The organism is Paenibacillus sp. S33 (assembly GCF_053615415.1).
Window position 1 is genome coordinate 2,438,035 of record NZ_JBSIEZ010000001.1, and the last position, 11,966, is coordinate 2,450,000.

At 45.1% G+C, this 11,966-nt stretch carries 12 protein-coding genes and 1 rRNA gene (1 of these 13 running past the window's edge); 11 read left to right on the top strand and 2 right to left on the bottom strand.

Translation table 11 applies throughout. The features are described 5' to 3' along the window. Window positions 1-147: 147 nt before the first annotated feature. Window positions 148-573, bottom strand: a complete 426-nt coding sequence (locus tag ACWGXJ_RS11510) for a CHRD domain-containing protein (RefSeq protein ID WP_025723330.1) — start codon at window positions 571-573, stop codon at window positions 148-150. Between the two features lie 168 nt (window positions 574-741). Here ACWGXJ_RS11510 and ACWGXJ_RS11515 point away from each other — a divergent pair, with 168 nt between their 5' ends. From ACWGXJ_RS11515 to ACWGXJ_RS11525, 3 genes are all read left to right on the top strand, one after another. Further along, entirely contained in the window at window positions 742-1,164 is a 423-nt protein-coding gene (locus ACWGXJ_RS11515) for a hypothetical protein (protein WP_452566770.1), read from the top strand. A 231-nt stretch (window positions 1,165-1,395) separates the two neighbouring features. Beyond that, window positions 1,396-2,556 (top strand): rhamnogalacturonan acetylesterase, encoded by a 1,161-nt coding sequence (locus tag ACWGXJ_RS11520; protein ID WP_452566771.1) that lies wholly within the window; start codon window positions 1,396-1,398, stop codon window positions 2,554-2,556. Between the two features lie 115 nt (window positions 2,557-2,671). Further along, entirely contained in the window at window positions 2,672-2,995 is a 324-nt protein-coding gene (locus tag ACWGXJ_RS11525; RefSeq protein ID WP_023988438.1) for an MGMT family protein, read from the top strand. A gap of 156 nt (window positions 2,996-3,151) precedes the next feature. Here ACWGXJ_RS11525 and ACWGXJ_RS11530 read toward each other — a convergent pair whose 3' ends face one another. Beyond that, window positions 3,152-3,340: a hypothetical protein gene (locus ACWGXJ_RS11530; RefSeq protein WP_013370989.1), complete on the bottom strand. Its 189-nt coding sequence runs from the start codon at window positions 3,338-3,340 to the stop codon at window positions 3,152-3,154. A 318-nt stretch (window positions 3,341-3,658) separates the two neighbouring features. Here ACWGXJ_RS11530 and ACWGXJ_RS11535 point away from each other — a divergent pair, with 318 nt between their 5' ends. From ACWGXJ_RS11535 to ACWGXJ_RS11570, 8 genes are all read left to right on the top strand, one after another. Next, window positions 3,659-4,825, top strand: coding sequence for a TolC family protein (locus tag ACWGXJ_RS11535; RefSeq protein WP_322161939.1), 1,167 nt, complete (start codon window positions 3,659-3,661; stop codon window positions 4,823-4,825). A 13-nt stretch (window positions 4,826-4,838) separates the two neighbouring features. Beyond that, window positions 4,839-6,299, top strand: a complete 1,461-nt coding sequence (locus tag ACWGXJ_RS11540; protein WP_069291843.1) for an efflux RND transporter periplasmic adaptor subunit — start codon at window positions 4,839-4,841, stop codon at window positions 6,297-6,299. A gap of 6 nt (window positions 6,300-6,305) precedes the next feature. Continuing rightward, on the top strand, window positions 6,306-7,025 hold the full coding sequence (locus ACWGXJ_RS11545) for an ABC transporter ATP-binding protein (protein WP_061832084.1): 720 nt from the start codon (window positions 6,306-6,308) through the stop codon (window positions 7,023-7,025). Beyond that, window positions 7,022-8,233 carry an ABC transporter permease gene (locus tag ACWGXJ_RS11550; protein ID WP_069291844.1) on the top strand — a complete coding sequence of 404 codons (1,212 nt, stop codon included), beginning with the start codon at window positions 7,022-7,024 and terminating at the stop codon, window positions 8,231-8,233. The genes ACWGXJ_RS11545 and ACWGXJ_RS11550 overlap by 4 nt, the downstream gene beginning before the upstream one ends. Before the next feature lie 236 nt (window positions 8,234-8,469). Then, window positions 8,470-9,084, top strand: a complete 615-nt coding sequence (locus ACWGXJ_RS11555; protein WP_223822107.1) for a helix-turn-helix transcriptional regulator — start codon at window positions 8,470-8,472, stop codon at window positions 9,082-9,084. Window positions 9,085-9,097: 13 nt separating this feature from the next. Then, a complete protein-coding gene (locus ACWGXJ_RS11560) occupies window positions 9,098-9,901 on the top strand; it encodes a pyruvate, water dikinase regulatory protein (RefSeq protein ID WP_069291845.1) in 804 nt (267 codons plus the stop codon). Between the two features lie 147 nt (window positions 9,902-10,048). Further along, window positions 10,049-11,026: a class II fructose-bisphosphatase gene (gene glpX, locus ACWGXJ_RS11565; RefSeq protein WP_013310165.1), complete on the top strand. Its 978-nt coding sequence runs from the start codon at window positions 10,049-10,051 to the stop codon at window positions 11,024-11,026. An 883-nt stretch (window positions 11,027-11,909) separates the two neighbouring features. Then, window positions 11,910-11,966, top strand: a 16S ribosomal RNA gene (locus ACWGXJ_RS11570) (it continues 1,499 nt past the right edge of the window).

Below are 11,966 nucleotides of genomic sequence, written 5' to 3' on the forward strand. Positions count from 1 at the left end.
ATATAGATCGAAATGGTTTAGTTCGTCTATATATTGCACTTTGGAGCGACTGGAATCGAATTTTGCAAAATCCTGAATTAAGAAAAGAACTTCCATAGCCTCAAAATGAGTGGCATGGAAGTTCTTTTTTATACTCATGTTCATTCGTTATTTGCAACGTTTGATAGGTGCGCGTCTAATCTGTCCACGAATGGCACCGTTCGGATGACGGATCGTGTGGACATTGACGTAGGCATTGCCCTCTCTAATTTGGCACACCAAATCATAAATGGTTCTGCCTCTGAGTGGACCGATAAGATCACATGCACGAAGCACGCCGCTAACGACGCCTCTTCTAACGGTTATCCCAAACTTCGAAGGACCAAACAGTGTAGCAACAACAGGGCCATTTTCACCTCTTCGGCCCAGATGAATATGCGCTTCGGTTACCCGTGAGATATTGCGTACAGTCAGTTCAAAGCTTAATTGTTGGCTCGTTGGACGGTAACGGAATTCGGCTGTTCCTGTCGCATTTGTTCTGACAGGAGGCACTTCATTAGCCCCCCTTAAGGTGGCTCTAAACTTATTAGACATGACATCCCTCCTTTCCCAGTGTTGGTTTAGTGTATTCACAGGGCCAGAGAAAGGGCTGCACATTAGCCTATTCATCAGAAGTTGTGTGTTTTACAAGTTATTCAGTCCAAACACAAAATAAACTTTTTCATAGTCTATGAGTATCTGGTAGAGAGAGGAGGGGAAACCATGGGAACATTTATTGATGGAAGAACATCCCAAAATGCTTCGACAGCCAACTCTATTGCCATTCCGATCACTGTTTTAAATACGCCTCAATTGTTCGGGCAGATCGGATTAAACACACAGGGAGCTACAGGTACGCCACGGGTTCTGCTTAAAGGAACCATATCGCTTCAGCTTCCGCTTGCTTTAGTCGGAATAACGATCACTATTGTAAGAGGTACCCTGGTCACTGACCCTGTTGTTTATTCGGCTACGTCTACTTTTAGTTTGAGTTTATTAGCTCCACAGGTTATTGCGTTCTCAGCTGATGACTTTAACCCGCCGATTACACCACAATTGGTTTATACAGCTTTTGTTTCTGCTAACCTGCTGGGTACAGTACGAGTAGGTCCAGAGAGTTTTGACGGAGTTTTAGTTGCAGATTAATGTAGTAATTTTGATATGACGAAATATGCTTCATAAAGCTTCGCAGTTGTAACTGCGAAGCTTTTTTGTGTACAAGTACAAGTTTCAGCTTAACGAATAAACTACTTTTCTTTTGCATAAGAATTACATAGGCATACCCCTGCAACAATGGGTAGAATTTTATGTATACGCTTACAAAAAAACGAAATGTCTTTGCTTCATACAATTAAAAATTTGGAGGAGGAATGAAGAATGAAGTGGAAAAAAGGATTGACTGGTATGCTTTTAGCAGCTTTTTTATGTGGTGTACCAGTTGTAGGCATAGCTACCCCGGCACATGCATCCGCTGGCGAGTACAAGTTTGATTTTGGTGGAGGTACGGTCGAAACGGGTTATACTGGAGTGAGCGCTTCGCTGTCCTATGACTCAGCACGTGGCTATGGCTTTCGTACCCCTGAGAATATGCGTAATGTCAGTGCTTTGGGAACTGGAGTGGCAAGTGATGCGGTACGGTTCCTGGCTACAGGTACGAAAAGCGAGAATACTTTTGACGTTGATCTTCCTTCTGGTTTGTATGAGGTGTCGGTTACTTTAGGAGATACCTCTCGTTCGAGTATTGCGGCTGAAGGGGTATATCAGGTCATTAATATGACAGGGAATGGGGCCAAGGATCGCTTTCAAATTCCAGTGACAGACGGACAGCTAAATCTGCTGGTTACTGAAGGCAAAGAGGGGGCGGTCTTCACACTCAGTGCATTGGAAATCAAGCCATTATCTAGCGATCCGGTTACGAATCGAACGATTTATATCGGTGGAGATTCTACGGTTTGTAACTATTATCCGCTAGATAGCAGTGTGCAGGCGGGATGGGGTCAACTGCTGCCAGAGTTTGTGAACACGAATACTTTTCAAATTCGCAATATGGCGTCAGGAGGCCAAATTGCTAGAGGCTTCCACCAGGACGGTCAGTTGGAGGCCATCGTCCAATATATCAAGCCGGGGGATTATTTTATTCTCCAATTGGGCATTAATGACACCAATCCAAAGCATAACGAAAGCGAAGCGGAGTTTAAGGACTGGATGCGGGATATGATCCGGCAGGTTAAGGCTAAGGGGGCGACGGTAATCCTGTCAACTCCGCAAGGACGAGCCACTGACTTTAATGCTAACCATGTACACAACGCAGAAAATAGATGGTATAGAAGCGCTATTTTGGCGCTGGCTCAAGAGGAACAAACGCCTTTAGTCGATCTGAATGTTCTTAGCTCAGCTTATTTCACTTCTATTGGTAAAGACGCTACACTGGCCTTGTATATGAACGGCGATACACTCCATCCAAACTATGAAGGTGCAAGAGAACTGGCCCGATTGGTAGCACAGGATTTAAAAAGGCAGGGTCTGAGCGGATTCTAAATTTAAATTATGGGTTTTCCCCTGCTTCTTGCATTCGTAGGAGCAGGGGTTTTTAGCCTCTGTTCAAGGTGCTATAATTATTGAAAAAGCAATAGTAATACGGAGGAATTAGAACATGCAGCCTTTCACTGCCCGTGTGCTTCAAATTATACTGTTGATCCCTGAGGGAAAAGTAATGACTTACGGTCAAATTGCGGCAGAGGCCGGAAGCCCAAGAGGTGCCAGGCAGGTGGTGCGAATTTTGCATACATTGAGCCAAAAACACCGACTTCCTTGGCATAGAGTAGTCAACCGCTTGGGGGAGATTGCTTTGCAGGAGGATGAGTCCGCATCCCTGCAGCGTCTGTATTTGGAGGAGGAAGGCATACGTTTTAATGAAAGCGGGCGTATTCCACTAGATCAATATCTCTATGATCCGCAAGCGGAGATGGAAGAATAGGAACGGAACAAGCTATGCGGTTTTATATTAGATTTGATTATCACAAAAATCCGGGACAAATCAATTATCGATTTGTCCCGGATTTTTTTCATCTAGCATACGAAGCAGATAACTAGAGGTAATCTGTTATTTATAGCATAAGATTCACTTGTCAGTTTATCCAATAAGATGCTGCTGATCCCGTTGGGCAAGGTGAAAAGAAATGCTGTTCATCAGCGGTATATCATTATTTTTCCGGGCTTCCCGGATTAGTTGTTTCTTTTTTTGTTCTGATTCACGTAAAAAGCGGGTCATCCACAAATCAGACGGTTCGTTAGTGGTTGTCATGCGAGATTCTTTTATCATCTATTAACCCTCCCAGTGAGCGGCTGTTATTCTTTCTCTAGTATATGTTCCAAACCTTAATAGATGCTGTTGGTTTCCTTAAAATTAGCTGAAAATTAGGTAAAGTTCAGGTAAAAATAGGTTGAATCGATATCTGTTTGGACGAAAAGTAGTATAAAGCGAGTAATTTGGAAGTAAAGGTTACAAAAATGTATTGTTTTGACACCTTGTACCAACATAAACCTGAAAGTACAATTAGAATGCAAAGAGTTCGTGGAAATTTATGTCGAAAAGAATGGAAATGATTCGAAGAATGCACGAAAGGGGAGAGATTCATCTATGAAGCAAAAAGCGGCTGCCGTGCTGCTTGTATTGTCCTTATCATCAGGCTTGGCCTCCACTGTACAGGCTGAGAGTTTATCAGGAAATGTAGCATCAAGTACATCGGTTAGTCCATCTACTGCGGCTACATCGAAGACATCATCCGTAACGGGTCAGGCTTTACCTACATTAACACTCAAGCAGGCCGTGGAATGGGCACAGACGAACAATTACAATACGCGTACAGCCGAACGGGATGTAGAGCGTCGCAGAATCGAACTGAAAAATGCAGAAAAGGAGCTAGGTTATACACCTGTTGATTCGTTTATAGAGGATGAGTTTTTTGATGATGAAACGTCATGGAGGAATTACAGTTCCTCTACGTTATCCTATCTAGCCAGTAAAAAGCAGGCGCAGTTCGCCAAAGACCAGATTTATTTTAATGTGATGAAAAGCTACCAAAGTGTGTTTGTAGCAGAAAACCAGGTGAAAAATGATCTGGAAGCGCTTGAAATTGCTCAAGCGGAGGAAAAGATTGCACTTGCCAAATTTGCGCGCGGCAAGCTGTCTGAGTATGCAAAAAACGAGAGTACACAGGCCAGAAGCCAGGCTCAGCAAACAGTAGAGCAGGGGAAAATTGCGTTACAAAAATCCAGAGATGCTCTGAACTTCCTTATGGGACAGCCTAATGGAACAGCTTATGAATTGGTTGATCGACCCGTGTACAAGGAACCAAAAAAACTGGATATCGAATTACATATACAACAGCTGACAGACATGAATCCGAATTTATGGAAGCTGGAGGATAGTATCAAAACTTCGGAGCTCAATGTGAGATACTTCGATTTTAACAGCGGCGCAGGTGCTTACGATCTAGCTAAAATGGATGTCGATACAGCCAAAGAGGAGCTAGCCAAAGGTCAAAAGGATTTTGCCGAATCACTCCGCAATTTGTATGCCACGGTTAAGGAAAACCAAAAGAAATACGTACAACTGGAAGAAAGTTTGCGTACGGCAAAAGAGGCCTTGGAGTTATCACGCAAAAAGTGGGCCAGAGGTCTAATTATCGAGACGGAGTTGAAAAATAATCAGCTAAAAGTGAACCAGATTGAACGGCAAATGGAAGAGCTGGCGATCGAGTTGGATCAAAATGAGTATACGTTGAACAAGCCATGGAGCACATAGGGAGGAAAAGGCGTTGGCAGAAACGGTTTTAAATGATGCTTTAATCAAGTTACGGAAAAAACGGAGAAAAAAGTGGATATGGACTGCAATTGTTCTACTGGTTGTAGGTGGAGGCGGAGCGGCAGTATATCTGAATCTGCCCAAGGAGCAGGAGGCACCTTTAGTTCAGGATGAGACGCTTAAAGTAGAGCGCGGCGATGTGAGTGAGAAGCTGGACACGTCCGGCACTGTGCAAGCATCCAAGGAAGTGAAGTTAAACTTCACGAGTGCAGGTGATAACAAGCTGGCAGCGGTAAATGTGAAAGCCGGGGACAAGGTGAAAAAAGGACAGGTGCTGGCTCTTCTGGACAGTTCAGAAATTAAAATGCAAATTCAGACTGCGTCTGATACTTTGGAAATATCCAAAGCCAAGCTGGCTGAATTAGAAAAAGGTCCGAAGGCAGAGGATATTGAAATTCAGAAGACAAATGTACTTCGGGCCAAAATGGCTATCGATACAGCGCAAGAATCATTTGAATTGGAAGAAGCCGAAAGTCAGAAGAAAACTTCCCAAAAGCTGTTGGAACAGGCGCGAAAGGCATATGAAGACCAAAAGTTTTTACATGATGCCGGTGCGGTGTCCAACAGTGAATTGGAGCAGGCAGAGCAAGCACTGGATAAAGCACAGACGGACTATGATGGTCTGGATCTGCAGTTCCGCAAAATCATGTCGCAAAAACGTCGCACCATTTCAGAAGCTGAAATCGGATATCGTACGGCAATGGCAGAGCTTCGCAAAATTCAGGTTCCGGCTGATGCATCCAATATTCAAGCCTCACGGATAGAGGTTCGAAGACAGGCGACGGAACTGGAGCAGAAGAAAAATGAATTGAACAAGCTTCAGGTCACAGCACCTTGGGACGGAGTGATCTTGAAGGTGAACGGGGATGTGGGGACTAGTCCGACCGCTCCATTCATTGTCATGAATAACTCGGATTCCAATGATCTTAAGGTAGTTGTAAAGGTAAGTCAGACCGACATTGTCAAAGTAAAGAAGGGTCTTTCAGCCGTGTTGACTACCAATGCCTATCCGGGTGAATCTTTTCCAGGGAAGGTGCAATTCGTCTCACCGGAAGCCTCTACGGATGAAGGGATGACGACGTATCTGATGGAACTGTCTGTCCATGACCCGAAAGGCAAGCTCAAAACGGGCATGATTATGAATGTGGCCGTTATTTTGGGAGTACACAAAAATGTACTGTTCGTACCTGCGACTGCGCTGAGATCCGAAGGGGGACAGGATGGCGTGTATGTTGCCGCCAATAACGCTGCGAATCCAGGGGCTCGCACATTCAAGCCCGTAGAACTCGGATTTTACACGCCAGATCGAGTCGAGCTCAAGTCAGGTGTAAAGGAGGGTGACACGCTTATTGTGCCTGCTCCTGAACCTCCGCCGGATCCTTCCGCTATGGGCGGCATGCAGGGAGGCTTTTAAACGGGTATGAGATACGTCATTCAGATTGAGGATTTGAAAAAAGTGTACCAGGTCGGAGATCAGGAAATTCATGCCCTGCGTGAGGTACAACTTGATATTGCTGACGGTGATTTTGTTGCGATCATGGGACCGTCTGGATCAGGCAAGTCCACGATGATGAATGTCATCGGCTGTCTGGATTTACCTACATCGGGACAATTTTATTTGGATGGCTATTCGATATTAGATGCCCGCGAGGATGAACTGGCTATTATACGTAATCAGAAAATCGGATTTGTATTTCAAAAATTTCATTTGCTCCCGCGAGCAACGGCTTTGGAGAATGTGGAACTGCCTATGATCTATGCGGGTATTTCTGCCAAGGAGCGTCGTTTACGGGCAATGGAAGCCCTCACTAGCGTAGGTCTAGGCGATCGGATGAACAATAGGCCGAACGAATTGTCAGGCGGTCAGCAGCAGCGGGTATCCATTGCGCGTGCACTTGTGAACAATCCGGTTATTCTCTTGGCGGATGAACCGACAGGCGCATTGGACTCCAAAACAAGTGTTGAAATCATGGGGATTTTTCAGCGTCTGAATGATCAGGGGAAAACGGTTGTATTGGTTACTCATGATCAGGAGGTTGCGGAATACGCCAAGCGTCTGATTCATTTTCGAGATGGGCGGATTGAAGAGGATCAGCCTGTTGGGAAACGAAGAATGGCGGCAGAGGAAGTGAAGGCATGAAGTTTAAGGAAATTATCCGTGTGTCGCTCAACAGTTTGCGAACCAATATGCTGCGATCTTTGCTGACCATGGTGGGTATTATTATCGGAGTGGCCGCTGTGATTATGATTGTAGCCATCGGTAAAGGATCAACGGCTACGATTACATCTCAGATCAACAGTATGGGAAATAATCTGCTGATGATTTATCCTTATGCTCCATATGATGGATCAAGTTCCATGTCGTTTAATCAGACAAAAGGAATATCTCTGGAAGATATCGAGGCGCTAGAGCAGCAAAAAGCAGTAGCCGAGGTGGCGCCAAGTGCGATGACCAATGCAGATATTACATGGAGTCGCAATAAGGTCAGCGGGCAAATTGAGGGGACTTCGCTGGCATTTGTTCATGTGAGAAAGCTGTCGCTAGCTCAAGGTAGGTCCTTTACCCACTATGAAGTGGATAAACGAATGAATGTGGCTGTGCTTGGGAGTGATGCGGCCCGTAATATTTTTGGTCCGGATGCTTCCAGAGCGGTCGGTGAGACGATCATGATCAAACAGCTTCCTTTTAAGGTGGTTGGTGTGCTGGCAAATTCCAATTCCAATATGAGTAACAGTGGTCAGCAGGTATATGTACCGATTACAACGGGGATGGAACGGCTAGGCAATATGAGTATTCAGCAGGTGAACGCCTCCGCAACAACAGAGGAGAAGATTAGTCAGGCAAGTGCTGAAATTCGGCAGGTACTACGTGTCAGACATGAGCTAAAGCCATCAGAGGGTGATGATTTTCAGATTATGACCCAGACGGAAATCTTAAAAACAGTGTCCGGGGTTGATCGGATTATGAATATGTTGCTGGCCGGTGTAGCTGCAATTGCGCTTGGCGTTGGTGGTGTCGGCATTATGAATATTATGCTGGTGTCCGTTACGGAACGCACAAGGGAGATCGGGATTCGCAAAGCGATTGGTGCGCAGCGCAGTGATATTATGTTGCAGTTTGTGGCTGAGGCTGTTTTTCTCAGTCTGATGGGTGGACTGGTCGGCGTAATGGTGGGTCTCGGAGGTGCAAAGCTGCTCGAGAAATTCGTCCAAATGCCGATTGTGTATTCGATAGAGCCCGTGCTGTACTCTTTTCTGTGCTGTATGGCAGTCGGGGTGTTGTTCGGAGTATATCCGGCGCGGAAGGCGTCGAAGCTACGTCCGATTGATGCTTTAAGATACGAATAAGGGAGCGGGTACTTCGCCTTACTCGAAAGAGCAGGGTGTAAGTACCCGTTTTTTGTGTGTAATAAGTGTTTTAAATGATGGAAAGACATGAATAAACACTTTAGTTTTATATATATGATGTTTTATATGATTTTTAAGGTTGATTTATTGTTATATATGACGTATTATATTCAATATCAGATCGAAAGAAAAAAGGAGGGACGTTCATCATCGACCTTACGGCAAGACAAGTAGAAATTTTAAACATTGTACAAAAGCATGCCCCGATTACCGGGGATCAGATTGCGGAAATGCTTAATCTCAGCAAGGCGACCATTCGGACCGACCTATCCAAATTGGGCATTCTGAATTACATAGATGCAAAGCCCAAGGTTGGATATTTTGTTGGTAAGCGGGGCACGCCAAACCGGGAGGAAAAATTCCGGCTGTTGCAAATGAAGGTCGGCGATCTTCATGGGGTTCCAGTCATCGTACGTGAAACAACCACGATTCAGGAAGCTGTAGTGGCTCTCTTTTTGGAAAATGTGAGCAATTTGATCGTCACCGATGAAGACGGAGATTTGGCAGGGGTGGCTTCCCGCAAGGATTTGCTCAAGGTAACGTTAGGCAATCCCAATGCAGCAACCATTCCTGTCAGCCTTGTGATGACCCGACAGGCGAATGTTGTCACCGTTTCCCCAGAGGATACAGTATTAGAGGCAGCGCGCAAAATTATTGCCCGTCAAATCGACAGCCTGCCTGTCGTCGTCCCTTCCGACTCCGACAAACCAGGGGAGCATTGGAAAGTCGTGGGACGCATTACAAAAACGAATATTATTAAAATGTTGCTCGATATGGTAGCAGAGGATTAATGGGAGGAATCGAATGGTTCAGGCGAGCAGTCATTTTATAGCGATCTGTTCAGACTCGATTGGCGAAACGGCAGAAGCTGTCGTACAGGCGACCATGCGCCAATTTGAGTTACCAGACACAGAGATCAAAAGATTTATGAACGTGAGGGATGAAGACGAGCTGAGCCGGGTGATGGAGGAAGTTGCCGAGCGTAAAGGCTTTGTAGCTTATACGCTGGTGCAGCCGGAATTGAGAGAGGCGATGAAAGAGGAGGCTGTCCGGCTGAATGTGCGGGCTGTGGACATTATGGGACCGATGATGCAGGCGTTTGCCGATACGTTCCATGACGATCCCAAAGAGAAGCCTGGTCTGCTACATCGACTGGACGACAACTATTTTCGCCGTGTAGAGGCCTTGGATTTTGCGGTTCAATACGATGATGGCAAAGATGTGAGCGCCATTCTCAAAGCGGATATTGTATTGCTGGGGGTATCCCGTATTTCCAAAACCCCTTTATCCATGTTTCTCGCGCATAAAGGTTATAAAACGGTCAACATACCGGTTGTACCGGAGCTGACACCGCCTGTTCAATTGAAGGATGTTCAGCGTGGTCGAGTGTTCGGATTAACGATCGAGCCAGAGTTACTGTTAAAAATACGCAGTGAGCGACTAAAGGTTATGGGGCTTCCTAATAATGTGCAGTATGCTACAGCGACGAGGGTGGAAGAGGAAATAGCGTATGCGCAGTCTTTGTTTAAAGAGCTGAATTGTCCGGTTATTGATGTTACAGATAAGGCGATTGAAGAGACGGCAGGTTTGATTATCAGAATGTTATAGAGCCTAGTAGCTGCTCATATAACTAAAAATTAAAATCGTAGGATACAGGAGTTTAATAGATAAATAGAAAGATTGCAGCAAAAATGCCCTAAATAATTCATTTGTTTAAGGGTAACAATTATTTTTAGGAGAGGTGGAGGGATAGGTATGGAGAGTCAAATGGCTTTGGAATTCGTTCGGGTAACAGAGGCAGCGGCACTGCAATCAGCACAATGGACAGGGCGTGGAGATAAGAATAGCGCGGACGAGGCGGCTACGGTAGCCATCCGCACTCATTTTAATGCGGTATCCATGGACGGCACGGTCGTCATTGGCGAAGGCGAAATGGATGAGGCTCCCATGCTGTATATCGGAGAAAGAGTAGGCAATCGTAGAGGACCGGCTATGGACATCGCTGTCGATCCACTAGAGGGAACCGAAACAGTAGCAAATGGTTTGAATAACGCTCTGTCGGTCATTGCTGCTGCACCTCGTGGTAGTCTACTCCACGCTCCAGATATGTACATGCAAAAAATGGCCGTTGGCCCGGCATTGGCTGGAAAGCTGTCACTTGAGGACCCAATCCCAACTACATTGTCAAAAGCTGCACGAGTACTCGGTAAATCCTTGTCTGATCTTACCGTGTCCATTCTGGATCGTACACGGCACGCCGGGATCATCAAGCTTCTGCGGGAAAGCGGCGTTCGAATCAAATTGCTTGGCCATGGGGATGTGATGGGCGCGATTGAAACATGCCTGGATAGCGGTGTGGATTTGCATATCGGTTCTGGTGGCGCTCCTGAGGGTGTATTGGCCGCTGCAGCGCTAAAATGCATGGGCGGAGAAATTCAGGGTCGTCTGCTGCCTCATGGTGAAGAAGAGATTGAGCGTTGCAAACGTATGGGCATTACTGACCCCGGTGCGTTGCTTTCCATGGATGATATGGTCGGACGCCAAGGCGTGATGTTTGTGGCTACAGGTGTGACACCTGGAGAGTGGTTGCAGGGGGTTCGTTCTCTTCCCGGTCACAGAGCGGAAACTCATTCAGTCGTAATGCACTCGGAAACAAAAACGATTCGCTTCGTTCGGAGTATTCATCATACAGCTGATTCTTCCGGTACGCTTGCGGTAGCGGCATCCTCTTGAATATTGAAGTCATGGCTTCCTAAATCTGTTTCCACAGTAGGCAAAAGGTTCTTCTTCACCTTGCATCGTCCAGAGGTGAACTCGAAGCAGGAGTTTGCGTATGCTGTAAACACAATACGGAGATTAAGTTTATCGTTTAACAAACGAGGAACGATAGTTCAATAAAACAGCGGTATCTAGGACTCGTCTAAAGATACCGCTGTTTTTCATATTTCGGGATCAATCTTACTGTCATAGAGCAGATGAAGTTATCAACTCTTGGAATACGCATCGAGTAACCTCACTTTCATTGAGTGACGTAAGCATAATTGTTTTTGCCATAACTAATTGACAAAGCAAATCCTTATGTAAAATTAGAATAACACAGATTTAAGTAATACTTCCGCCTATTGGCATTATGAATTACTTTGGTGTTTATCTATAGTTGTCTATTAAAAGGAATTAATTGCAAGTAGAATTAATTTGGTATACGTGTTAAATTACTAGTCCAGCCGATAAAACAAGATCAAAGAATTTTAATAAGTTTGAACAAGCTGGAAATTTTTACAGGTAGACTTAATTGCTTTAAATTGATATATTGTTAGTCCAGCCCGAAAATGATTATTAAAAATCTGGGTTGGATGAATCGCCTGGAATTATTTACAGGTTGAATGAATCAGATGAAAATGTTATACTATTATTCTGGCTCAAACAAAGCCGCATGAAAATTTGATCTTTGAAAACTGAACAACGAGTGAGTACGGATTTTGTTTACAAAATCCAACGCTGAGATTTTGGTACATGCCGTCAGGTTGTATGAAATGGAAGCGAAAATGAGATATTTTATCTCGTCAGTTTCAAAATGAGCTTATCGCTCTTTCTATAAACCAACTTTGGTTGGTCTTTAATGGAGAGTTTGATCCTGGCTCAGGACGAACGCTGGCGGCGTGCCTAATACATG

What these genes read in the sequence shown, in the direction of transcription:
- ACWGXJ_RS11510 (WP_025723330.1), bottom strand. Translation starts at nt 573, where the DNA reads ATGTCTAATAAGTTTAGAGCCACCTTAAGGGGGGCTAATGAAGTGCCT.
- ACWGXJ_RS11515 (WP_452566770.1), top strand. Translation starts at nt 742, where the DNA reads ATGGGAACATTTATTGATGGAAGAACATCCCAAAATGCTTCGACAGCC.
- ACWGXJ_RS11520 (WP_452566771.1), top strand. Translation starts at nt 1,396, where the DNA reads ATGAAGTGGAAAAAAGGATTGACTGGTATGCTTTTAGCAGCTTTTTTA.
- ACWGXJ_RS11525 (WP_023988438.1), top strand. Translation starts at nt 2,672, where the DNA reads ATGCAGCCTTTCACTGCCCGTGTGCTTCAAATTATACTGTTGATCCCT.
- ACWGXJ_RS11530 (WP_013370989.1), bottom strand. Translation starts at nt 3,340, where the DNA reads ATGATAAAAGAATCTCGCATGACAACCACTAACGAACCGTCTGATTTG.
- ACWGXJ_RS11535 (WP_322161939.1), top strand. Translation starts at nt 3,659, where the DNA reads ATGAAGCAAAAAGCGGCTGCCGTGCTGCTTGTATTGTCCTTATCATCA.
- ACWGXJ_RS11545 (WP_061832084.1), top strand. Translation starts at nt 6,306, where the DNA reads ATGAGATACGTCATTCAGATTGAGGATTTGAAAAAAGTGTACCAGGTC.
- ACWGXJ_RS11550 (WP_069291844.1), top strand. Translation starts at nt 7,022, where the DNA reads ATGAAGTTTAAGGAAATTATCCGTGTGTCGCTCAACAGTTTGCGAACC.
- ACWGXJ_RS11560 (WP_069291845.1), top strand. Translation starts at nt 9,098, where the DNA reads ATGGTTCAGGCGAGCAGTCATTTTATAGCGATCTGTTCAGACTCGATT.
- glpX (WP_013310165.1), top strand. Translation starts at nt 10,049, where the DNA reads ATGGAGAGTCAAATGGCTTTGGAATTCGTTCGGGTAACAGAGGCAGCG.